Raw genomic sequence first — 21,117 nt, 5'->3', positions numbered from 1 at the left:
GCCGCTGGCGCTTCGCGGGCAGCCAATTTACTGCCTAAAGCGGTGGACCACAGGTGCATGAAGAGGGTGGAATGGCGTCAGAGCAACAAATCGAAGCCAACCGGACGAATGCCAAGCGCAGCACGGGTCCAAGGACGGCAGAGGGCAAGGCAAGATCGCGCCAGAATGCGCTTCGTCATGGCCTGTCGCGGTCGGTGACCGCCGACGATCTGGGGGCTGAGAGGCTTGCCCGACAGATCATGGAAGGCAGAACCCTTGAGGCGCTTCCATTTGAGCTGGCAGATGTCGTTCGAGCCAAGCTCGAATTGGGGCGGATCCGCGCCGTTCGCCATGAGCTCCTGAGTGCGCTGTTAAAATCACCCCATGGCCGGTGGGCCAAACGGCTGCGTGGCTTGGAGCGCTATGAGCGTGCGGCCTACGCGAAGCAGAAGCGGATCCTTCGAACGGACGGAGCGTAGACGTGCGTTGCCCGCTTTCGGCAAAACAAAGCCAATCGCGTTTGAGCTCGCCGAAAACGACCGGAGAGGAGCAGTCGGCTTGATGTCCAGGGACAAGCCATCTCGTCGCAGAGGTCGAAAACCACCTCGCAGCGTCCGAACTAAGCGCACAGGCCTCGCGCATATTGTGATCGAACGGCCGCCCGAGCAGCCAGAAGATTGCTCCAAAATGTCTGGACTTCTGCTGTCGTTGGAGCGTCGATGGGTCCGTGAATGAAAGACGGAAGCGCTAACCATGGATGCTCAATGGATCGAGCCGGCCATTAAAGCTTGCCTTTTGGCGATTCATGCCAAGCTCAAGGAAGCCGAACAGATCGCCAGAGCGGCGGCCGCGTGCGCCGAATCGGGAAGCATCAGCGAGGGCGTGCGTGTTGCGATGGAGATCGAGCAGTTGGTCTACGACGCGGGGCGGCTCCAGGATGCCGCGTCACTGCTCAGAACCTTTCTCCGCACCCGAGATGCATCACGAGCCGAGACTGCCGCGACGTGAGAGGCAAAACGCAGCAGAGAGTTCCTAGGTGCTCTTGGTTTGGCCTTTGGTTCGGACGAACTGCCTGATCAGCTTGACCGGGTCGGCCCCAAGGGCGCTCGCGATCGTGACGAATTCGATGACGTCGAGCCGCCGTTCGCCGCCCTCATATTTGGCGACGAAGGATTGCGGCTTGCCGAGCTTCTTGGCGAGCGCCTGCTGGCGGATGCCGGCCTTATGTCGCGCCGCGACAAGCAGCCCAATAAGGCGGTGGTATTCGGCGGATCTGAGAGATTTTTGCATTCGCCGCCGGGCAGTGGGATTTCGAGCGGCGGGCAATTTGATCCCGGATTCGGATTATCCCAAAAAAGGATATTTCTTAACTGTAGCTGCCTACTCTGCGCGCGGCCAGCTCGACTTCGGCGCCGCGACGAGCGAAGTGGTCGTTATTCAAATGTGTAGGTGTGCGAAGGTGTACTAACATGGCGACAAACCGCGGCTCCGCAGTGATCTCCGCTGAAGCGGCCATCCCACAGCGAGCATCGAGAAGACGAGCGGCGCAGCAACGCTTGAGCGAGGGGCGCCTGGATGCAGGTGCGGTTCGCTACATCAAGCTCGGCGAAAAGGGCAAATGGGCTGCCGACGCCTTGGAGAACGGTATTCTCCCGTTCGGCTATCGGCCGGTGGATCACGCGGCCTGCGCGCGGGGCGACTGGGCAACGGTCCGTCAGCAGCTGATCGCGATGGGACGGCGGAATGGCGGCATCGCACAAGCTTTACGTGAATTGAGGGAATTCTATGAGCTTGGCGAGGACACGCTGTGGTTCACGATCGCCGACGGCCATCTGTGGTGGACCTTTGCGAAAGGCCGCGTGATCGAACCAGCAAATCCGATCCTGGCTCGCCCTCCCGGTTTCGGCGCACCGGCGGATGGCGAAAGACCAGCCTCAGCGGTGTTCCGCTTAGCGTCCGCAGCTTAAGCTCGGCGCTGACCAGCACCGCGAACTATCAGATGACCCTCTGCGCCGTAAGGGAGACCGATTACCTGCTGCGCCGGATCCGCGGAGAGGATGAACCGCTGCCGGCGAAAGCCGCAACGCTGCGGGCAGAGTTGGCAGCCACCCTCGAGGAAATGATCCGGCGGCTCGACTGGAAGGACTTCGAGACCCTGATCGACTTGATCTTTCATCGTGGCGGCTGGGACCGCATCAGCCAACTGGGTGGTGAGCAGTCCGACGTCGATCTGGTGCTAAGACAGCCAATTACGGGCGAAACGGCCTGGGTGCAGGTGAAGTCCCGCGCATCGCAGGCCGAGTTTGACGACTATCTGACTCGATTTGAACGGGACGGGGGCTCAGACCATTTTTTCTTCGTCTATCACAGCGCGATCCGCCCGATCAGGGCGGCGCCAGCGCGTACCGTGCACCTCTGGTCCGCGGACCGGATTGCAAATGCGGCGCTTGAGGCCGGCCTCACCGAGTGGATTTCCGAGCGTGTGTCCTAATGTTCGCAAAGGATTGTTTGAACGGATGCTACTCCGGGGGCGTCTTCCGCTGGCCGAACGAGGGGTGTCCGCGCTTCAAGGCGAACGCCCCGCGATGCGATGCGGCAACCGCCACGGGTCCAATCTCCAAGGCCAAGTCGGTGCTTAGGCGAGGTTCATCGCTTTAACTTGCCATGCCGAGCGGGTTTGGAGCGAGCCGATTTACTTTCCAGCTCGAGAATGATGGTGCGAACGCGGTCCGCTAGCCGGCGGGTGCGCTTTGGCAATGCGTCATCGGGTCTGTTCAGGTGAATTCAGCTCGCGATCGACAATGCGCAACAGTTGAACGGCCTTGCCGCGATCGAACATGGCAAACAACAGCGCCCCTGCGCGCGCAGGTACATGCCCCGCCTGAGTGTGGCAACCGCTTTCGCTGCGGATGTGGTTCACGCGCTTTCGTCGCCCCGGAGGGCATTCGCCTGTCTTTGCTCAAAGGATTCTCCGGTCCCCTGAAGCGTGGCGTTGAGCCCGCAGAGCGATTGCAGGCGACGCAGGATGACGTCGCAGTATTTCGGGTCGATTTCGATGCCATAGCCGATCCGGCCGGTTCGCTCCGCCGCAACCAGGGTGGTCCCGGAGCCAAGGAAGGGATCGAGCACGATGCCCTTGCGTCGCGAACAGTCGCGGATCGCGTCCTCAACCAGGGCGACAGGCTTGACCGTTGGATGCAGCGCGAGATCGGAGCGGCCGCTGCCAAACGCGCTAACGCCGGCATAATTCCAGATATTAGTGCGGTTACGGCCGTGCTTGCCGAGCTCGATATTGTTGAGGTGCGCTCCGGTGCCGGATTTGAACACGCAAACGAGCTCATGCTGCGAGCGATAGAACGAGCCCATGCCGGCGTTGTTCTTGGCCCAGACACAGATGTTTTTCAGCTCGCTGTAAGCGCCACGGCCGGCCGCGAGCATCTGACCGATATGGCGCCAATCGATGCATTGGAAATGAATGGCGCCATCGACGGAATGGGCGGCGAGGTGGCGGAAGACGGAGGCAAGAAAGGCGGTGAATTCGGCCTCGGACATTTCGCCCGAGGCCATGGCGAACTCGCGGTGCTGAATTTCGCCCAGCCCGCAGACGTGGCCGGCGATCGGCACGTTGTACGGCGGGTCCGAGAAGACCATTTGTGCGCGCTCCGTACCGAGCAGCGCCTGGTAGGTTTCCAGCTTGGTGGAGTCGCCGCAGATGAGCCGATGCGCGCCGATTTTCCAGAGATCGCCGGGCCGGGTGACCGCGGGCCCTTCGGCCGGGAGCGGCGGCTCGTCCGCCTCGCCCGCGTCCGTTGTCGTCGCGGCCTCCCCGATCAGGATATCGATCTCGGGGAGCTCAAAGCCGGTGATCGACACATCGAAGTCGATCTCAAGCTCGGACAAGTATTTTAGCTCAAGCCCGAGTAGGTTTCGATCCCAGCCGGCATTCTCTGCAAGCCTGTTATCGGCGATAACATAGGCGCGGATGTCCGCCTCGGTCAGATCAGAGAGCCGTACGGTCGGCACCTCGGAAAGGCCGATCGATTTCGCCGCCTCAAGCCGGCCGTGACCTGCGATCACGCCATTGCGGTCGTCGACCAAAACGGGATTGGTAAAGCCGAACCTGCGGATCGCTTTTTCGATTTGCGCGATCTGCTTTTTGGAATGGGTCCTTGGATTATTTGAGCGCGGCTTGAGCGCCGAAGTTTGCTGGTAGGCGAGGTTGAGCTTGCGATGCCAGCGCGGGTCTTCCAACATTTTTGTCTCTCCTGTGAGTAAAACGCACAAGAGAGGGTTTACGCATCCGACATGCGTGGTTCATTCCGAATAAAACAGCGGCTATTTTTTCGAAGAGATTCGATCCAAAAACGACTTCCAGCTCACGTGAAGCCGCCATCGCTCAACCGCGATTTTCGCAGCTCGTTGATGCGGCGCTCCCGTCCACCAATCTTTCCCTTGCAGGAGCGACCACCCTTTAAGGCCCGCCGTTTGCTGTCGATTGCGAAGCCAAGCGAGCAGAGTAGGATATTCGTGCTCGGCAGCGGCGAACCGATACAGCATCATCGCTGGCTTTTTTGGGCGGCCGGCCTTGCGCTTCAGCTCACCCCTAAGACTCTCGACGAGCAGCGCAAGAAACCAGCCAGGCAACGGCTGATCCGCGTTGGCTTCCAAGATGTCGGCGAGCTGTCCGCGTGTTGGAGCATCGCCGTTATCAAGCATGCGCCGGCAATTGTGCAGGCTTTTTTCCTCAAAGAGGTCGAAGAGCGTTGGTTGGTCAGACATCGCTTCCTCCCGGATCGGTACTATCTTCCGCTATATTTGCGTTCAAACGCCCTCATCGCCTCGCCAAGAGGCGAGGGCTCGCCTCGGACCGCTTTGAGGTATTCCTCGCTCTCGACGTTAACCTCCGTGCCGGGCTCGACCTTATCCTTGTCCCGCTCGACCATCTCGGCGACGAATTCCTCTACGCTTGCGGCCGTCGCTGGCACAACCAGGAAGCCGCCGTTATGCTCGGGTTCTTTCGCCGTTATGGTGCCGCGCAATTGGTCGAGCAAGGCGACCGCCCCAGGCTGTCCGGTCGCAGCCAAAGCCTTCAGCTTGAGGATTGCGATTTGAAGTCGATTCATCCGTTCCGGTTTGCCCGAGACCGAGACGGTCTGCGTCTTCAACGCGAAATCGCGGGTCAATCGCTCGAGGCTAACCGCGCCTTTGGGCCGGCCGCGCGGGTTGCCTGATCGTCCTTTGCGGAATCGCATTTTGGTTGGCGGCGGAACGCGCCCCTCGGCCGAGGCGCCGTTATCGGTTTTGCTCACGGTACATCGCCTTTGCTTGCTCTTTCAATTCCTTCAGATGAGCGACGTCGCGTTCATATTCGACCTTGAAGCGGCTGAAAGTCTCTTCGTCCCACGGCGGCAGGCCCACCAGGCGGACAAGGCGGGATCCAAGTTCAATCGGCACGCCGCTTGGAATTTGGATAACGCCGCTGCTCGGCTGCTGAGGGGGCGGCTCCAGCAATTTGGCCCGTTTGCATTCTTGCAGGAAGAGCTTCATCGCGCGGATTTCGCCGGCCACGGCACGGCGAAACAGGCCATGCAGCATGGCTTCATGCAGGTGAAGTTTAGTCCTTCTACCGTTGATGTTGGCCACGATTGGCCGATCGAGCAGGGCCGCGAGATCAAGATCGGAGCCCGGCCTATCGGACGTCGGAGGTCTTTTTGCGCGCAGGGGCTGTGGGCGTACCCCGAACCGGGTGGCTTTGGGCGGTTTGCCGTAGCCCACCTCATAGCCGTGAGCCGAGCCAGCTTCGCCTGCTGTATCGTCCTTACTCATTTCCTCGCTCCTTGCGACCCGGAGCGAAGAGGGTGTTCTGAAATTGCAGAGACCCACAGCACGCCGAGGCGCGGTTATCCGCGTCCAATCGTCATCAGTTGCTTTCTGGGTTTCTGAGCTTCGCCGCCAAATCCCGTCTTGTTTCGGGAGGCCGGTTCGCTAGCGCTCATGTAGGAGATAAAATTACAGCCGTCAAACATATTTGGGGCTGCAGAAATGCAGCATGATGTAGGCCCATCCCGAGCTTTGCGTTAACCATCCCGTTTGCGCTGGCGGTAATTCCCGTCAAATTTCGTACGGGAAGATGTGCGAGAAGTCCCCGAAGAACGGGGATTTCTTGCAATCACAAGGCACATGAAGACGTGCGATTTGCGCGTTTTGCCCTGTTAATTCCCGTTTGGGGCAAGCGGCTGGTGTCGCTGGAGGTTCGCTGAGACCGAGGTTAGGCGCTCCGTTCGTCCGATATCACCTTGCCATCGTTCGGCAGCGCGCCGGCGCCGACCAGTTCGACATTGCCGCCGAGCTTGGTCACGGTCCGCAGAGTCGCTGCGAGCTCGCTCTGAAAGGCGGCACTTGCCGCGACTGCTTCTGCCTTCAGCGTCATCACGTCGGTCTCGCCGGAACGTGTCACGACCAGGCGCAGCCGCCCGAGCTCCGGATGACGCTTGCCGATCTCGGCGATCTGTTCGGGTCGCACGAACATGCCTTTGACTTTGGTCGTTTGGTCGGCGCGCCCCATCCAGCCCTTGATCCGCATGTTGGTGCGCCCGCACGGGCTTGCACCGGGCAGCTCCGCGGTAAGATCGCCCAGTGCGAGGCGGATCCAGGGGTGGTGCGGGTCGAGGGAGGTGACCACGATCTCGCCGACGTCACCCTCCGCGACGGGGTCGCCGGTGCCGGGCCTGACGATCTCGAGGATCAGCTCCTCGTTAACCACCATGCCGTCGCGGGCCTCGGTCTCGAACGCGACCATGCCCAGATCGGCGGTACCGAATGCCTGATAGGCCTCGATGCCGCGTGACTTGATCTCCTCCTGCAGCGACTTCGGAAAAGCCGCCCCCGACACCAGCGCCCGCTTGATCGAGGACACATCGCGTCTGGCACTCGCGGCTGCGTCGAGCAGGATCTTCAGGAAATCGGGCGTGCCACTGTAGCCGATCGGCCGGTAGGCCTCGATCAGCTCGAATTGCTGCTCGGTATTCCCGGGGCCCGCGGGGATCACGGCGCAGCCGAGCGCCCGGGCGGAGGTATCGAAGATGAAGCCGCCCGGGGTGAGGTGATAGCTGAAGGTGTTGAGCACCACGTCGCCCGGACGAAAGCCTGCCGCGAACAGCGCCCGCGCCCCGCGCCAGGCGTCGCCCTGGGCGGCCTCGGGCTCGAAGATCGGTCCGGGCGACGTAAACAGGCGCGCAAACGATCCAGGCGGCCCGGCAACGAAACCGCCGAAGGGCGGGGCGGCCCTGTGCAGGGCCGGGAGTTCCGACTTCCGCAGCACCGGCAGGCGCGCCAGCGCGGCGCGGCTGGTGATGGTGGCAGGATCGACGTCTTTGAGGCGGTCGGCATAGGCCGGAGCCGCCATGGCCCGCCGCAGGACCTCCGGCAGGCGGGCGAACAGTTCCGCCTCGCGCTGGGCGGGATCGCGGGTTTCGCGGTCGTCATAGTGATCGGTCATGGGTGATCCTCACGGGTTCGCGCCAATTGCGCTCCGCTTTCGACGTGCTATCAGACGGCTTCCCGCCGAACTGGCGATGCTCCGGGAAGTGCAATGGCAGACATGCAGACCGCCGCGGCGAGCGGCCCTTCCGATGCCGACGTCGTCGGCAGGCTGAAGCGTCGCGTCATCGAGCACTGCCTGCCGTTGTGGTGCACGGAAGGCTGGGACGGTGCGGCAGGCGGCTTCGTCGACCGGCTCGACCCCGACGGCCGCGCCGATCGGCTGGCGCCGCGGCGCATATTCGTCCAGGCCCGGCAGATCTACTGCTACGCCAAAGCCGCGCAGATGGGCTGGTACGCCGAAGGCCGCGAGATCGCCCTGAAGGGGCTCGATCACCTGTTGACGAAGGCGAAGGCGCCGGACGGCCGCCCGGGCTTTGTCCACAGGTTGACGGCCGACGGTGGGGTGCTGGACGCGCGGCGCGACGCCTACGACCACGCCTTCGTGCTGCTCGCGCTCGCCACGGTCTATGGACTTGATCGCGACGCGCAGGTGCGCTCGGAGATCGATGCGTTGCTTGCCTATCTCGACGGGCACCTGCGCTCGCCGAATGGCGGCTTTCTCGAGGGGGCGCCGGCGTCCCTGCCGCGGCGGCAAAATCCGCAGATGCATCTGTTCGAGGCGATGATCGCCGTATTCGACGCGACGCATGATCTGGCGTTCCAGCAACGCGCCGGCGAGTTTTTCGCGCTGTTCCTTGCCAATCTCTATGACAAGCAGACCCAGGTGCTTGGCGAATATTTTGAAGACGACTGGTCCAAAATTCCGCCTATTAGCGTCGAACCCGGACATTTGGCCGAATGGGTCTGGCTCTTGAAGGGATTTGAACGGATCACGGGCTGTCCGACGGGGCGCTATCGCGGCGAATTGCTGGCGTCGGCGCTGCGCTACCGCGACGAGGCGACCGGCTGCCTCGCCGACGAGGGTAGTGTCGAGGGCCGTATCCGGCGTCACTCTCGGCGCCTGTGGCCGCAGAGCGAGATTGCCAAGGCCTGGATCGCGCAGGCCGAAGCCGGCGAGGCGGCTGCCGCCGACGAGGCGCGCGCTGCATTGGCGCGCCTGGAGCGGCATTATCTGAGCCACCCTGTTGCGGGCGGCTGGTACGATCAGTTCGACCGCGACGGCAAGTCGCTGGTCGACACCATCCCTGCGTCTTCGTTCTATCATGTTCTTTGCGCGGTTACGGAAGCGGAGCAGGTGCTGCAGTAGGCACCCGGCTACACTCACAGCCACCGCTTCCGCCGCTTGAAGCTCTTGAGGTTCTTGAAACTCTTGCGCTGGTCGCCGGCGCCGCCGAGGTAGAATTCCTTGACGTCCTCGTTGTCGCGCAATTCGTCGGCGGTTCCGTCGAGCACCACCTTGCCCTGTTCCATGATGTAGCCGTGGCTCGCCACTGAAAGCGCCGCGCGCGCATTCTGCTCGACCAGGAGGATGGTAACGCCGAGGTCGCGGTTGATCTCCTTGATGATGGCGAACACTTCCTTGACCAGCAGCGGCGACAGACCCATGGACGGCTCGTCCATCAGGATCATCTTCGGGCGCGCCATCAGCGCGCGGCCGATCGCCAGCATCTGCTGTTCGCCGCCGGAGAGATAGCCGGCGAGCCCCGTGCGCTCCTTCAGGCGCGGGAAATAGTTGAAGACCATGTCGATGTCGGCATTGACCTCGCCGTCGCTGCGGGTGAAGGCGCCAAGCCGCAGATTCTCCAGCGACGTCATGTCGGCGATGATGCGGCGCCCCTCCATGACTTGAAAGATGCCGCGGCGGACGATCTTGTCGGGATCGACGCCGTTGATGCGCTCGCCGTCGAAGATGATCTCGCCGCGCGTCACCTCGCCGTCTTCGGTCTTGAGCAGCCCCGAGATCGCCTTCAGCGTGGTCGATTTGCCCGCGCCGTTTGCCCCCAGCAGCGCCACGATCGACCCCTTGGGCACTTCGAGGCTCAGGCCTCGCAGCACCAGGATGACGTCGTCGTACACCACCTCGATGTTGTTGACACTGAGGAGGGGCGGTGCGGGCACCGCGCTCGGTGCCGGGTGAGCTGCTTCGACGGTTTGGGTCATATCGGGATCACCTCAGACTGTCGTCACCCGCGAAGGCGGGTGACCCAGTATTCCAGAGACGCCTGCGATCAGATCCGATGCCACGGCGTACTGGATCCCCCGCCTGCGCGGGGGATGACGCTCGCGTATGGGGGATGAAGTTTACCACCCCAGCCATTCCGGCTTGCGCGGTAGCTCCACGGTTTTGACCTTCTCGAGCTTGATCACGCCCTTGCCCATGAGGTCGTTGAGATCGCCGTCGGTCGAGCCCGTGACCTTGGAGCGGTAGAGATCGACCTTCGTGGTCGGGCGATGGTCCTTCTCGGTCCAGGTCGAGGCGTTGCAGACGCCCTCCATGCCTGATGGCACCCAGTCCTTCTTCTGGTGGAAGCCTTTCGCGACATTCTCGCCGGTGGCGCCGCCGTTCTTGTCGGCCCATTCGATCGCCTCCTTCATGTAGAGGGCGGAGCAGACCGCGGCGATGTAGTGCACGGGACGGTAGATCTTGCCGGAAGGATCCGACATTTTGGAGATTTCCATCACCGTCTTCATGCCGGGCGCATCGCCGCCCCAGCCGACCGCGGTGCGCAGCGGGAAGATCACGCCGTCGGCGGCATCGCCGGCGGTCTTGGCCGCGTTCTCATCCATGCCCCAGACGTTGCCGAGGAATTGCACGTCGGCGCCGGCCGCCTTGCAGGCTTTCAGCACGGAGATGTTGGAGGCCGCCGTATTGCCGAGATAGGCGTAATTGGCGCCGGAGCTCTTCAGGCTGAGGCATTGCGCCGAGTAGTCGCCGGGGGTGAGCGCGAACACCAGCGGCGGCAACACCTCGAAGCCGAGCTCGGTGGCCATCGCTTCGCCGGCCGCCTTTGGTGCGTTCGGATAGGGGTGGTTGGCGCCCATATGGACGAATTTGGGCTTGCCCGGCTTGCCCTTGGCTTTCCAATCATCCGCCGCCCAGATCAGCATGGCGCGCAGCGAGTCAGAATAGCTCGGACCATAGAAGAAATTATAGGGCGCGGGCTTGGCCTTGCCGCTGGTGCCTCCCGGATCGGTCAATGCTGCCGCATAGGAGCCGGAGATATCCGGGATCTTGTCCTGGGCGAGGAAACCGGTCAGCGCCTCCGTATCGGCGGTGCCCCAGCCCATGATCGCCGCGACCTTGCTGTCGGGCGCCGACCATTTCTTGTAAAGCGCGATCGCGCGCGGCACCTGATAGCCGTAGTCATTGGTATCGACATTGAGCTTCTTGCCGCCGATGCCGCCGTTCTTGTTGACCCAGGCGAAGGTGTCGGCGACGGCCTGTCCGTAGGGCGTGCCGACATCAGAGGTGCCGCCGGAATAATCGGCGAGGTGGCCGATCGCAATCTGGGCCTGCGCAGCCACCGATGCGCCGCCGATCAGCAGTGCCAACGAGGCCGTGCTAAAAAGGGATCTAATCGTCATGGTCTTTCCTCCTGTTATTCGTTGATACGTTTGTAATTCTTGCCCGACCTTAATGCGAGAACGGGTAAAGTTTCCAATATGCCTTGATCTGCCGCCAGCGGTGCGCGAGCCCGTCCGGCTCGAACATCAGGAACGCGATGATGATCAGCCCGATCGCGATCTCGCGCAGGAACGTGATGTTGTTGTTGAGCTCCAGCGCCCTGTCGATCGCGCTCCCCTTCAATTGCAGGCTGAGCCACTCCATTGCCTCCGGCAGCAGCACCACAAAGGCCGTGCCCATCAGCGTGCCCATCACCGAGCCGGTGCCGCCGATGATAACCATGGCCAGGAACAGCACGGAGCGCTCGATGCCGAAGCCTTCCTGCGAGACGACAAGCTGATAGTGCGCATAGAGCGCGCCGGCGATGCCAGCGAAGAACGCGGCAATACCGAACGACAGCGTTCGGTATTTGGTGAGATTGATGCCCATGATCTCAGCGGAAAGATAATGGTCGCGGATCGCGATCAGCGCGCGGCCGTCGCGCGTGCGCATCAGATTGGTGACCAGAAGATAGCTGACGATGAGGTAAGCCAGCACGACATAAAAATACTGGCGGTCGCCGCGCAGTGTGTAGCCGAACATCGAAAATGGCTCGGCGCTCGCCGGCACCGAGCCGCCGGAGAACCATTCGGCGCGGGAGAAGAAATCGAGCAGGATATATTGTGCGGCAAGCGTGGCGATGGCGAGATAAAGTCCCTTGAGCCGTGCCGCCGGCACGCCGAAGATCAGGCCGACCAGCGCGGTGACGAGACCCGCAAGTGGGATGGCGAAGAACACCGGGATCGGCGCGTTGTTCGAGATATAGGCTGAAGTGAACGCGCCAAGCAGGAAGAATGCTGCGTGGCCGATCGAGATCTGCCCGGTGAAGCCGACCAGCACGTTGAGGCCGAGCGCCGCGATCGCGAAGATGCCGATCTGGATCGAGATGCTGAGCCAGTAGTTCGAGAAGACATAAGGCGCAAGGCAAGCCAGCACGATGCCGGCGATCGCGAAATTGCGGCTGGTGATGGTCGGAAAGATCGTGGTGTCGGCCGCATAGGTGGTGCGGAAGTCGCCGGAGGGGATTAGGGAACGCGTCGCCATGGTCAGACCCGCTCAATGTCTTTGGTGCCGAACAGGCCGTAGGGCTTGATCATGAGGATGATGATCAAGACGTAGAACGGCGCGATCTCGTAGAGATTACCCCAGTGCAGGTACTGGCTGTCGACATATTGCGCGACATTTTCGAGCAGCCCGATGATGATGCCGCCGAGCACTGCGCCGCCGACCGAATCGAGCCCGCCGAGGATCGCCGCCGGAAATACCTTGATGCCGTAGGCGGAGAGGCCGGAAGAGACGCCGTTGACGACGGCCACGACGACGCCCGCGACCGCCGATACGGTCGCCGAGATCGCCCAGGCCATCGCGAACACGCTTTTCACGGAAATGCCGAGCGACTGCGCGACCTGCTGGTTGTAGGCGGTGGCCCGCATCGCCAGGCCGTATTTGGAGGCGCGGAAGAACCAGGCCATGCCGATCATCATCGCGATGGAAACCACGAGACTCATCACGTAGACGGTCTGGATCTGGAGGCCGAGCAGGTGGACAGATTGGCTCTGGAACACACGCGGGAACGGCTGCGGATTGACGCCGAACATCCATTTCAGCGCGGCCTGGAACACCGTGGAGAGCCCGATCGTCACCATGATGACGGAGATGATTGGCTCGCCGATCATTGGCCGCAGGATCACGATCTGGATCGCGATGCCGAAGATGAACATGAACACCAGCGTGAGCGGCATACCCAGCCAGAACGGCACTTGGTATTTGGCGAGCAGTGCCCAGCACACCCAGGCGCCGATCAATAGCAGTTCGCCTTGCGCGAAGTTCACGACCTGCGTCGCCTTGTAGATCAGCACGAACGACATCGCGACCACGCCGTAGAGCGTGCCGACCACGAGGCCGTTGATCAGGAGCTGGAGCAGGAATTGGGTGTTCATGTGAATGCCAGACTCGTCATTGCCGGGCTTGACCCGGCAATCCATCGCTCAAAGAGACGCTTTCCAAGATGATGGATGCGCGGGTCGAGCCCGCGCATGACGATCGAATATGTGGCGATAAGTGAACGAGTCATTCCGCAGCCTCCGCGGTCATCGCAGATGCGAGATCCACCACCTTCAGCGTGGTCCGCACGCGCTGGGTCGTGCCATCCTGGAAGCGGATCACGGTATCGACCGGAATGTTCGCGTCGCCGCGATAGATCGCGTCGATGATGTCGGCGTATTTCTCGTTGATGACGCCACGGCGCACTTTTCGGGTGCGAGTCAGTTCGCCGTCGTCGGCGTCGAGTTCCTTGTAGAGCAGCAGGAAGCGGGAAATCCGTTGGGCCGGCGGCAGCGAGGCGTTGACGGTCTCGACTTCCTTCCGCAACAGCGCATAGACCTCGGGACGCGAGGAGAGGTCGCTATAGGTCGTGAACGAGATCCGGCTCTTCTCCGCCCATTTCGAGATGATGGAGTAGCGGATACAGATCATGGAGGCGAGCGCGTCGCGGCCGGCGCCGAGCACCACCGCTTCCGCGATATAGGGCGAGAACTTCAGCTTGTTTTCGATATATTGTGGCGAGAAGCGATCGCCGCGCGAGGTCTCGGCGAGATCCTTGATACGGTCGATCACCACGAGCTGGTTGTTATCGTTGAAATAGCCGGCATCACCGGAGCGCATCCAGCCATCCTGGATGTCCGCCACAGATGCCTCCGGGTTCTTGTAATACCCTAAGAACATGTTGGGGTGGCGCACCACGATCTCGCCGACGCCGTTGACATCGGGATTGTCGACCCGGATCTCGATCGTCTCGGCCATCGCGATGCCCGTGGTATCGGGATCGACTGCGCCGGGCGGATGCAGCGTATAGGCGCCGAGCAATTCGGTCTGGCCATAGAGCGTACGCAGCGGCACGCCCATTGCCCGGAAGAATTTGAAGGTGTCGGGGCCGAGCGCGGCGCCGCCGGTGGCTGCCGAACGCAGCCGCGTGAACCCGAGCCGGTCGCGGAGCGCGCGGAATAGAAGCTGGTCGGCGACCACCGAGCGCTTGCCCTGCTCGAGCGCGGCAAGTCCCGTCTTCATACCGAGCTCGTAGAGCCTTTGCTTCAACGGCGACGAATCCATCACGTCGGCGCGCACGTCTGCCGCGATCGCCTCCCATACCCGAGGCGCGAACAGCACGAAGGTCGGCGCGATTTCGCGGAAATCGTGCATCATGGTGTCGGGCTCTTCGACGAAGTTGACCTTCATCCGGCAGAGCAGACCTTTGCCGAGCGCGTAGACCTGCTCCATGATCCAGGGCAGCGGCAGCACCGACACATACTCATCGTCCGGTCCCTTCGGATCGAAGGAGAGATAGGTCGCGCAGTGCTTGAGCACGCGGCCGGCCGCAAGCATCGCCAGCTTCGGATTGGCCGTCGTGCCGGATGTCGTGCAGAGGATCGCGACATCCTCGCCGCCAGTGGCATCGACCAGCGCATCATAGAGGCCCGGCTCGGACGCGGCGCGCTCGCGGCCGAAGCCGGCAAGCTTGCTCGCTTCCATCAGGCGCGGGTCGTCATATTTCCGCATGCCGCGCGGATCGGAATAGATGATGTGCTTCAAGTGCGGCGCGCGGTCGGCCAGCCCCAGCAGCTTGTCGACTTGCTCCTCGTCCTCGGCGAACACCAGCTTCGCCTCGCCATAGTTCAGGAGGTAGGCCGCTTCCTCATCGAGCACGTCGCGGTAAAGTCCAAGGCTCATGCCGCCGATCGCGTGGGTGGCGATCTCCGCGGCCACCCAGTCCGGACGGTTGTCGCCGATGATGCCGATCACGTCGCCGTGGCCCAGCCCCAGTTCGATCATGCCGAGCGCGAAATCGCGCACGCGGGCCTGGTAATCGTCCCAGGTGAATTCGCGCCACAGGCCGAGATCCTTCTCGCGCAGCGCAATCTCGCGGCCATGCTCCCTTGCATTCAGCCGTAATATCTTCGGGAAGGTGTCGGCCTGCGCGGCGCGTCCGGCATAGTCCATCATGCCACGCTCTCCCGCGCTAGCGGCACGTGATCAGGATCGACCAACGCCTCATCCTCTTCGCCGAGATAGGCGCGCTTGACATGGGGATCGGCGAGCACGGTCGCAGGATCGCCCTCGGCGATCTTGCGGCCGAAATCGAGCACCATGACGCGGTGGGAGATGTCCATCACCACGCCCATGTCGTGCTCGATCATCACGACGGTCATGCCGAACTCTTCGTTGAGATCGACGATGTAGCGCGTCATGTCCTCCTTCTCTTCGAAGTTCATGCCGGCCATCGGCTCGTCCAGCAGGATCAATTGCGGCTCGAGCGCCATCGCGCGGGCAAGCTCCACGCGCTTGCGCAGGCCGTAGGGAAGCGTGCCGGCGGTCGCCTTGCGCACCGATTGCAGGTCGAGGAAATCGATGATCTCCTCGACCTTGCGGCGATGATCGAGTTCCTCGCCCCGCGCGCCGGTCAGCCAGTACAGCGATCCAGTGATGAAATTGTTCTTCAGCAGGTGATGGCGGCCGACCATGATGTTGTCGAGCACGCTCATGTGATGAAACAGCGCGAGATTCTGGAAGGTGCGGCCGATGCCGAGCGAGGGCCGGGCGTTCGGATTGAGACCCGTGATATCCTTGCCGCGATAGAAAAGCTGACCTTCGGTCGGCTTGTAGCGGCCGGAAATGCAGTTGACGATCGAGGTCTTGCCGGCGCCGTTGGGGCCGATGATGGAGAACAATTCGCCGGGCTTGATGCCAAAGCTCACTTCGGTCAGCGCACGGACGCCACCAAAGCGCAGCGACACCCCGCGCACCTCCAACGTGTAATCCACCTATTCCCTCCAGAAGCGGCGCTTCACGCGCTCTGTGTCTCTTGTTGCAAAGACAGCGATAATCTTACATCGGCCGTTCCGGCTAAGCCATCCGACTAATGGTGCCTCGTTCCACTGCGGACCCCACCGTTCATGCGCGGTAACGCCGCAGCCGGCACTTTGCCCCGTCCGCACTTCCACGCGCGTCGTGCAGATGACATTGCGCCGGTAGCCCTCCATAGGGCAAAGCGATACGGTGAAATGTCTTGTGCCCGACAATTGGCCGCCAAATTTCGTTCGGCCTGTGTATTGTTGCGACGCAACATAACGAGACGGACGACAGTCAACGGGATCATGATTGCTGCCGATTACCTGAAGCGCATCGCGGCCTGGTCGCGTGAGCTGGATGACCGCGAGATCGAGGTCGCGCGCAGCGGCATCACCGAGAAATCCTATGGCACCAATGAATTCATCTTCATGCGCGGCGACCGTTTTGACTATTGGACCGGCGTGGTGACGGGGCTGGCGCGGATGGGCATCGTCTCCCGCGGCGGCAAGGCCGCAAGCTTCGCCGGATTGACCGCCGGCGCCTGGTTCGGCGAGGGGTCGGTGCTGAAGAACGAAGCGCGGCGTTACGATGTGGTGGCGCTGCGCGACACGCGGCTGGCCATGATGGACCGCAAGACCTTCGTCTGGCTGTTCGAGAACAGCGTGGCGTTCAACCGTTTCCTGGTGGCGCAGCTCAACGAACGGCTTGGCCAGTTCATTGCGCTGCTGGAATATGGCCGTACCCTGGATGCGACCGCGCGACTGGCGCGTTCCATCGCCTCCCTGTTCAATCCAATTCTCTACCCCGAGCTGTCGCGCCACCTCGAGATCACACAGGAGGAAATCGGAGCGCTTTCCGGCATCTCGCGGCAGAATGCGAACCAGTGCCTGCAGCGGCTGGAGAAGGAGGGGCTCCTGCGGCTGGAATATGGCGGCGTGACCATCGTCGACCTCGAACGTCTCCGCCACTACGGCGAATAGTCCAGCCGGCTGGCCCGGCGCAGTGCTTGACCGAAAGCTCGCGCCTAACGTCCTGAATCCAAACGGGGTTATGGCATTAGACTTCGCGGAGGCCGGATGCTACAGACCGGTCCATTCGCAACCTGGCGCAGTTCCGCGCCCTCGGAGAGGACATGCCGGTTCAGGACTCCAAGCGACGTGTCGCGCTGATCACGGGCGCCACCGGTCAGGACGGCGCTTACCTCGCTGAATATCTGCTCGGCCTTGGCTACACCGTCCATGGCATCAAGCGTCGCTCGTCGTCGTTCAATACGGCGCGCGTCGATCATCTCTACCAGGATCCCCATGTCGGCAACGTGCCGTTCCTGCTGCACTATGGCGATATGACGGACTCGACCAACCTGATCCGGCTGATGCAGCAGATCAGGCCGACCGAGATCTATAACCTCGCCGCGCAAAGCCATGTCGGGGTCAGTTTCGAAAGCCCGGAATATACGGCGAATGCCGATGCCATCGGCGTGCTGCGCCTCTTGGAGGCGATCCGGATCCTCAACATGGAGAAGGAGACGCGGTTCTATCAGGCCTCGACATCGGAGCTTTACGGCCTGGTTCAGGAAGTGCCGCAGCGGGAAACCACGCCGTTCTATCCGCGTTCGCCTTATGGCGTGGCGAAGCTTTACGGCTACTGGATTACGGTGAACTACCGCGAAGCCTACGGCATGTACGCTTCGAACGGCATCCTGTTCAACCATGAGAGCCCGATTCGCGGCGAGACCTTCGTTACCCGCAAGATCACCCGCGGCGTCGCCCGCATCGAGGTCGGGCTCGAGGACACGCTCTATCTCGGCAATCTCGAGGCCAAGCGCGACTGGGGTCATGCGCGGGATTATGTCGAGGGTATGCACAGGATCCTGCAGGCGGATGCTCCTGACGATTTCGTGCTGGCGACTGGCGAGACGCGCTCGGTGCGCGAATTCGTGGAACTTGCGTTTGCCGAAGTCGGCCGCGGAATCGAGTGGCGCGGGAAGGGCGTTGACGAGGTCGGGGTCGATACAAAATCCGGCAAGACCGTGGTCCGTATCGACCCGACTTATTTCCGGCCGACCGAGGTCGACCTCTTGATCGGCGACGCCAGCAAGGCGCGCGCAAAGCTCGGCTGGAAGCCGAAGACCGGCTTTGCCCAGCTCGTGAAGGAGATGGTCGCGAGCGACCTCGCCGAGGCCAGGCAGGAGGCCGCCAATGGCAAGCACGCCGTTTGAGCTGAAAGGCAAGACGGTCTTTGTCGCCGGCCATCGTGGCATGGTCGGCTCGTCGCTGGTGCGACGGCTTGCACAGGAGGATGTCGAGGTTCTGACGGTGCCGCGCGGCGAAGTCGATCTGCGCGACCAGGCGGCGGTCAACCGGTGGTTTGCCGCCATGCGGCCGCAGGTGGTGTTCCTGGCGGCGGCGAAAGTCGGTGGCATCGCCGCCAACGACCTGCTGCGCGCCGAGTTCCTCTACGACAATCTGGCGATCGCAACCAACGTGATCCACGCGGCTCACGTTAACGGAACCGAGAAGCTGATGTTCTTCGGCTCCTCCTGCATCTATCCTCGCTTGGCGCCACAGCCGCTGCGCGAGGACTCGATGCTGACGGGGCCGCTGGAGCCGACCAATGAGCCCTATGCGATTGCCAAGATCGCGGGCATTAAGATGGCGGAAACCTATCGCAGCCAGTACGGCGCGGATTTCATCAGCGTGATGCCCACCAATCTTTATGGTCGCGGTGATAATTATCACCCCGAATACAGCCACGTCGTCGCGGCCTTGATCCGCCGTTTCCATGAGGCGAAAGCGTCCGGGGCGAAGAGTGTTGCGGTCTGGGGCACCGGCACGCCGCGGCGCGAATTCCTCTATGTCGACGATCTCGCCGACGCCTGCATCCACCTGATGAAGGTCTATTCCGACAGCGGCTTGGTCAATATCGGCACCGGCAAGGACATCACGATCGCGGAATTCGCCCGCGTCGTCGCCGCGACGGTCGGCTATGACGGCGAGATCAGCTATGACACCTCGCGGCCCGACGGCACGCCGCGCAAATTGCTCGACGTCAGCCGGCTGGCCGCGCTTGGCTGGCAAGCAAGGACATCGCTGGAAGACGGCATCAGGCTCGCCTATCGGGCATATCTGAGCGAGACCCTGCAGGCGGCGGAATAGCGCCCAGCCTCTCAGCCCGTCATTGCGAGCCAACGGGTCGCGCGAACGCGCGCCCGATGACAGGCTCCGCGAAGCAATCCATCTCTCCACGTGCGGAGGCATGGATTGCTTCGTCGCTTTGCTCCTCGCAATGACGGCGTGGTTACCTCGTCCCCACTCGCGGCGGATGTTTTGCGAGTGCCACCGCCATCGCCGAGATCAGCGGCTTCATGAAGTAGGCGTCGTTCGCCGGCGCGATGTCGGTGCGCAGGCCGTGCGAGGCGAGTTCGCCCGAGACCGCCGGCCCCACCGAGGCGATCGAGGTTCGGTCTAGGCCCTGACGCAACCTGTCCTCAGAGCCGCGCGCCCGCGCGGCTTCGAACAGCCGGCGCACCTGGCCGAGATTGGTCAACGCGATCGCATCGATCCGGCCCTCCGCCATCTCGTCGATGGCGGCGACGATGTTGGCGTCGGCAGCCTTGGGATCGTAGACATAGGGCAGCACGGTATCGACCTCCGCACCCTGGGCTTTGATCGCGCCGATCAATGCGCTGTGATCCTTGTCCGGATAGAGCTGGAGGCCGAGGCGATGGCCCTTCAGATCGATCCGGGACAGCATCTCGATGACGCCCTCCGAGGTCGGTTTCTCCGTCGTCACCTGCGGCTCGAGCCCGATTTCGCGCAACGCACGGCCGGGCTTTGGGCCACGGGCGAACTTGCGGGCCTTGCTCAGCGCTGCAATGAATTCCTGCTCGACGCCGACGCGGCGCACGACCTTCATCAAGCGCCGCAGGCCCTCGCCGGTCATCAGCACCAGATCGTCGAATGGCTTTTCGATACAGCGCCTGATCCAGGCTTCGATCGGCGCCGGATCCGGCGCATCGTGGATCGCGAACATCGGACATTGCAGCACGTCGGCTCCCTGTTCGGTGAGCAGCCGGGAGAATTGCGCCTCCTCGCGTGTCTCCAGGATCAGGATGCGGTAGCCGTTCAGCCGGTCAGCCATGATGTGCCTCTCGTAGAGTTTAATTTGGCCCCTGCTGCGGGATTGGCGCAAGGGCGACGGCGGTGGTACAGCAGGGATCCGCAAATCCGCGGTTCCTGCGGCTGCCCAAGCCTTAATCAATCAAGCCCTCATCGGCCAAACCCCAATCAGCCAAGTCTCGATCCATCGCCATGTCCGACCCCCAATTTGTCCTGACTCTGTCCTGCCCCGACCGTCCCGGTATCGTCTCGGCGGTCTCGACCTTTCTCGCGCATAATGGTCAGAACATCCTGGACGCCCAACAGTTCGACGATATCGAAACCAAGAAATTCTTCATGCGGGTGGTCTTCACTGCCGCCGACCTCGCGGTCGAATTGTCGGCGCTGCAGACCGGCTTTGCCGCAATCGCCGAGCGTTTCGGCATGGTTTGGCAGATGCGCGACCGTGCGGCGCGCCGTCGTGTGATGCTGCTGGTCTCCAAATCCGATCACTGCCTGGTCGATATCCTCTATCGCTGGCGCACCGGCGAATTGCAGATGATCCCGACCGCGATCGTCTCCAACCACCCGCGCGAGACCTACAGCCACCTCGATTTCGGTGATATCCCGTTCCACTACCTGCCCGTGACCAGGGAAACCAAACGCGAACAGGAAGCCGCGGTCTGGAAGCTCGCCGAGGACACGAATACCGACTTGGTCGTGCTCGCGCGCTACATGCAGATCCTGTCGGACGAGCTGTCGGCCAAGCTCGCCGGCCGCTGCATCAATATCCACCATTCGTTCTTGCCGGGCTTCAAGGGCGCGCGCCCCTACCACCAGGCCCATGAGCGCGGCGTCAAACTGATCGGCGCCACCGCGCACTACGTCACCGGTGACCTCGACGAAGGGCCGATCATCGACCAGGACGTCGAGCGCATCAGCCACCGCGATACGCCCGACGATCTCGTCCGCAAGGGCCGGGATATCGAGCGCCGGGTGCTGGCCCGCGCGATCCGCTACCATCTCGAGGATCGCGTGATCCCCAACGGCCGCAAGACCGTGGTGTTCGTCGACTGAGCGCAGTTGCGC

General features: G+C 62.4%; 23 protein-coding genes. 9 read left to right on the top strand and 14 right to left on the bottom strand.

The features are described 5' to 3' along the window. Window positions 1-71 precede the first annotated feature (71 nt). Both AC5ZGW_RS30560 and AC5ZGW_RS30555 read left to right on the top strand, forming a co-directional pair. Entirely contained in the window at window positions 72-458 is a 387-nt protein-coding gene (locus AC5ZGW_RS30560; protein ID WP_130227089.1) for a hypothetical protein, read from the top strand. A gap of 274 nt (window positions 459-732) precedes the next feature. Next, window positions 733-987 (top strand): hypothetical protein, encoded by a 255-nt coding sequence (locus tag AC5ZGW_RS30555; protein ID WP_130227088.1) that lies wholly within the window; start codon window positions 733-735, stop codon window positions 985-987. Between the two features lie 24 nt (window positions 988-1,011). Here the strand turns inward: AC5ZGW_RS30555 and AC5ZGW_RS30550 are convergent, their stop codons facing one another. After that, entirely contained in the window at window positions 1,012-1,269 is a 258-nt protein-coding gene (locus AC5ZGW_RS30550) for a helix-turn-helix domain-containing protein (protein WP_028167623.1), read from the bottom strand. Window positions 1,270-1,535: 266 nt separating this feature from the next. Between AC5ZGW_RS30550 and AC5ZGW_RS30545 the strand changes: the two genes are divergently transcribed. Further along, window positions 1,536-1,946, top strand: coding sequence for a hypothetical protein (locus AC5ZGW_RS30545; RefSeq protein WP_130227087.1), 411 nt, complete (start codon window positions 1,536-1,538; stop codon window positions 1,944-1,946). A gap of 32 nt (window positions 1,947-1,978) precedes the next feature. Beyond that, window positions 1,979-2,470 carry a restriction endonuclease gene (locus AC5ZGW_RS30540; protein WP_130227086.1) on the top strand — a complete coding sequence of 164 codons (492 nt, stop codon included), beginning with the start codon at window positions 1,979-1,981 and terminating at the stop codon, window positions 2,468-2,470. A 270-nt stretch (window positions 2,471-2,740) separates the two neighbouring features. Here the strand turns inward: AC5ZGW_RS30540 and AC5ZGW_RS30535 are convergent, their stop codons facing one another. The 6 genes from AC5ZGW_RS30535 to AC5ZGW_RS30510 all read right to left on the bottom strand — a co-directional run bounded on the left by AC5ZGW_RS30535 (window position 2,741) and on the right by AC5ZGW_RS30510 (window position 7,477). Then, window positions 2,741-2,899: a hypothetical protein gene (locus AC5ZGW_RS30535; protein ID WP_165435299.1), complete on the bottom strand. Its 159-nt coding sequence runs from the start codon at window positions 2,897-2,899 to the stop codon at window positions 2,741-2,743. After that, complete coding sequence (locus AC5ZGW_RS30530; protein WP_496114008.1) at window positions 2,896-4,233, bottom strand: site-specific DNA-methyltransferase; 1,338 nt, start codon at window positions 4,231-4,233, stop codon at window positions 2,896-2,898. The genes AC5ZGW_RS30535 and AC5ZGW_RS30530 overlap by 4 nt, the downstream gene beginning before the upstream one ends. 81 nt (window positions 4,234-4,314) lie before the next feature. Continuing rightward, entirely contained in the window at window positions 4,315-4,758 is a 444-nt protein-coding gene (locus AC5ZGW_RS30525; protein ID WP_130227085.1) for a hypothetical protein, read from the bottom strand. A gap of 20 nt (window positions 4,759-4,778) precedes the next feature. After that, window positions 4,779-5,288, bottom strand: a complete 510-nt coding sequence (locus AC5ZGW_RS30520) for a DUF5681 domain-containing protein (protein WP_028167629.1) — start codon at window positions 5,286-5,288, stop codon at window positions 4,779-4,781. Beyond that, complete coding sequence (locus AC5ZGW_RS30515) at window positions 5,272-5,805, bottom strand: hypothetical protein (RefSeq protein ID WP_130227084.1); 534 nt, start codon at window positions 5,803-5,805, stop codon at window positions 5,272-5,274. Before AC5ZGW_RS30515 ends, AC5ZGW_RS30520 begins: the two co-directional genes overlap by 17 nt. A 442-nt stretch (window positions 5,806-6,247) precedes the next feature. Beyond that, the gene (locus AC5ZGW_RS30510) at window positions 6,248-7,477 is read right to left on the bottom strand and encodes a phenylacetate--CoA ligase family protein (RefSeq protein ID WP_130227083.1); all 1,230 of its coding nucleotides are present in this window, start codon (window positions 7,475-7,477) and stop codon (window positions 6,248-6,250) included. Between the two features lie 102 nt (window positions 7,478-7,579). On the opposite strand from AC5ZGW_RS30510, the gene AC5ZGW_RS30505 reads away from it, so the two are divergent. After that, window positions 7,580-8,728 carry an AGE family epimerase/isomerase gene (locus AC5ZGW_RS30505; RefSeq protein ID WP_496114009.1) on the top strand — a complete coding sequence of 383 codons (1,149 nt, stop codon included), beginning with the start codon at window positions 7,580-7,582 and terminating at the stop codon, window positions 8,726-8,728. 14 nt (window positions 8,729-8,742) lie between these two features. Here the strand turns inward: AC5ZGW_RS30505 and AC5ZGW_RS30500 are convergent, their stop codons facing one another. The 6 genes from AC5ZGW_RS30500 to AC5ZGW_RS30475 all read right to left on the bottom strand — a co-directional run bounded on the left by AC5ZGW_RS30500 (window position 8,743) and on the right by AC5ZGW_RS30475 (window position 15,903). After that, window positions 8,743-9,582 (bottom strand): ABC transporter ATP-binding protein, encoded by an 840-nt coding sequence (locus AC5ZGW_RS30500; protein WP_130227081.1) that lies wholly within the window; start codon window positions 9,580-9,582, stop codon window positions 8,743-8,745. Window positions 9,583-9,723: 141 nt separating this feature from the next. Beyond that, entirely contained in the window at window positions 9,724-11,007 is a 1,284-nt protein-coding gene (locus tag AC5ZGW_RS30495; protein ID WP_130227080.1) for an ABC transporter substrate-binding protein, read from the bottom strand. 49 nt (window positions 11,008-11,056) lie between these two features. Then, on the bottom strand, window positions 11,057-12,130 hold the full coding sequence (locus AC5ZGW_RS30490) for a branched-chain amino acid ABC transporter permease (protein ID WP_130227079.1): 1,074 nt from the start codon (window positions 12,128-12,130) through the stop codon (window positions 11,057-11,059). Between the two features lie 2 nt (window positions 12,131-12,132). Next, complete coding sequence (locus AC5ZGW_RS30485; RefSeq protein ID WP_130227078.1) at window positions 12,133-13,026, bottom strand: branched-chain amino acid ABC transporter permease; 894 nt, start codon at window positions 13,024-13,026, stop codon at window positions 12,133-12,135. A 130-nt stretch (window positions 13,027-13,156) separates the two neighbouring features. Beyond that, window positions 13,157-15,085 (bottom strand): long-chain fatty acid--CoA ligase, encoded by a 1,929-nt coding sequence (locus AC5ZGW_RS30480; RefSeq protein ID WP_130227077.1) that lies wholly within the window; start codon window positions 15,083-15,085, stop codon window positions 13,157-13,159. Next, entirely contained in the window at window positions 15,082-15,903 is an 822-nt protein-coding gene (locus AC5ZGW_RS30475; protein WP_130227076.1) for an ABC transporter ATP-binding protein, read from the bottom strand. Before AC5ZGW_RS30475 ends, AC5ZGW_RS30480 begins: the two co-directional genes overlap by 4 nt. Window positions 15,904-16,236: 333 nt before the next feature. Here AC5ZGW_RS30475 and AC5ZGW_RS30470 point away from each other — a divergent pair, with 333 nt between their 5' ends. The 3 genes from AC5ZGW_RS30470 to fcl all read left to right on the top strand — a co-directional run bounded on the left by AC5ZGW_RS30470 (window position 16,237) and on the right by fcl (window position 19,086). Further along, entirely contained in the window at window positions 16,237-16,911 is a 675-nt protein-coding gene (locus tag AC5ZGW_RS30470) for a Crp/Fnr family transcriptional regulator (RefSeq protein WP_130227075.1), read from the top strand. A 152-nt stretch (window positions 16,912-17,063) separates the two neighbouring features. Further along, window positions 17,064-18,149 carry a GDP-mannose 4,6-dehydratase gene (gene gmd / locus AC5ZGW_RS30465; protein ID WP_130227074.1) on the top strand — a complete coding sequence of 362 codons (1,086 nt, stop codon included), beginning with the start codon at window positions 17,064-17,066 and terminating at the stop codon, window positions 18,147-18,149. After that, window positions 18,130-19,086 (top strand): GDP-L-fucose synthase, encoded by a 957-nt coding sequence (fcl, locus tag AC5ZGW_RS30460; protein WP_130227073.1) that lies wholly within the window; start codon window positions 18,130-18,132, stop codon window positions 19,084-19,086. Before gmd ends, fcl begins: the two co-directional genes overlap by 20 nt. 142 nt (window positions 19,087-19,228) lie before the next feature. Here the strand turns inward: fcl and AC5ZGW_RS30455 are convergent, their stop codons facing one another. Continuing rightward, window positions 19,229-20,071 (bottom strand): uroporphyrinogen-III synthase, encoded by an 843-nt coding sequence (locus AC5ZGW_RS30455; RefSeq protein ID WP_028164927.1) that lies wholly within the window; start codon window positions 20,069-20,071, stop codon window positions 19,229-19,231. A gap of 170 nt (window positions 20,072-20,241) precedes the next feature. Between AC5ZGW_RS30455 and purU the strand changes: the two genes are divergently transcribed. Then, window positions 20,242-21,105, top strand: coding sequence for a formyltetrahydrofolate deformylase (gene purU / locus AC5ZGW_RS30450; RefSeq protein WP_130227072.1), 864 nt, complete (start codon window positions 20,242-20,244; stop codon window positions 21,103-21,105). Window positions 21,106-21,117 lie beyond the last annotated feature (12 nt).

The organism is Bradyrhizobium sp. Crot121 (assembly GCF_059512385.1).
Note: the sequence above shows the minus strand (reverse complement) of the source record. Positions and strands in the feature narration are given on the sequence as shown.

Bases quoted from the DNA above. Each gene is read 5' to 3' on its own strand.
- AC5ZGW_RS30560 (WP_130227089.1), top strand. From the start codon at position 72: ATGGCGTCAGAGCAACAAATCGAAGCCAACCGGACGAATGCCAAGCGC.
- AC5ZGW_RS30555 (WP_130227088.1), top strand. From the start codon at position 733: ATGGATGCTCAATGGATCGAGCCGGCCATTAAAGCTTGCCTTTTGGCG.
- AC5ZGW_RS30550 (WP_028167623.1), bottom strand. From the start codon at position 1,269: ATGCAAAAATCTCTCAGATCCGCCGAATACCACCGCCTTATTGGGCTG.
- AC5ZGW_RS30540 (WP_130227086.1), top strand. From the start codon at position 1,979: ATGACCCTCTGCGCCGTAAGGGAGACCGATTACCTGCTGCGCCGGATC.
- AC5ZGW_RS30530 (WP_496114008.1), bottom strand. From the start codon at position 4,233: ATGTTGGAAGACCCGCGCTGGCATCGCAAGCTCAACCTCGCCTACCAG.
- AC5ZGW_RS30525 (WP_130227085.1), bottom strand. From the start codon at position 4,758: ATGTCTGACCAACCAACGCTCTTCGACCTCTTTGAGGAAAAAAGCCTG.
- AC5ZGW_RS30515 (WP_130227084.1), bottom strand. From the start codon at position 5,805: ATGAGTAAGGACGATACAGCAGGCGAAGCTGGCTCGGCTCACGGCTAT.
- AC5ZGW_RS30510 (WP_130227083.1), bottom strand. From the start codon at position 7,477: ATGACCGATCACTATGACGACCGCGAAACCCGCGATCCCGCCCAGCGC.
- AC5ZGW_RS30505 (WP_496114009.1), top strand. From the start codon at position 7,580: ATGCAGACCGCCGCGGCGAGCGGCCCTTCCGATGCCGACGTCGTCGGC.
- AC5ZGW_RS30500 (WP_130227081.1), bottom strand. From the start codon at position 9,582: ATGACCCAAACCGTCGAAGCAGCTCACCCGGCACCGAGCGCGGTGCCC.
- AC5ZGW_RS30495 (WP_130227080.1), bottom strand. From the start codon at position 11,007: ATGACGATTAGATCCCTTTTTAGCACGGCCTCGTTGGCACTGCTGATC.
- AC5ZGW_RS30490 (WP_130227079.1), bottom strand. From the start codon at position 12,130: ATGGCGACGCGTTCCCTAATCCCCTCCGGCGACTTCCGCACCACCTAT.
- AC5ZGW_RS30485 (WP_130227078.1), bottom strand. From the start codon at position 13,026: ATGAACACCCAATTCCTGCTCCAGCTCCTGATCAACGGCCTCGTGGTC.
- AC5ZGW_RS30480 (WP_130227077.1), bottom strand. From the start codon at position 15,085: ATGATGGACTATGCCGGACGCGCCGCGCAGGCCGACACCTTCCCGAAG.
- AC5ZGW_RS30470 (WP_130227075.1), top strand. From the start codon at position 16,237: ATGATTGCTGCCGATTACCTGAAGCGCATCGCGGCCTGGTCGCGTGAG.
- gmd (WP_130227074.1), top strand. From the start codon at position 17,064: ATGCCGGTTCAGGACTCCAAGCGACGTGTCGCGCTGATCACGGGCGCC.
- fcl (WP_130227073.1), top strand. From the start codon at position 18,130: ATGGCAAGCACGCCGTTTGAGCTGAAAGGCAAGACGGTCTTTGTCGCC.
- AC5ZGW_RS30455 (WP_028164927.1), bottom strand. From the start codon at position 20,071: ATGGCTGACCGGCTGAACGGCTACCGCATCCTGATCCTGGAGACACGC.
- purU (WP_130227072.1), top strand. From the start codon at position 20,242: ATGTCCGACCCCCAATTTGTCCTGACTCTGTCCTGCCCCGACCGTCCC.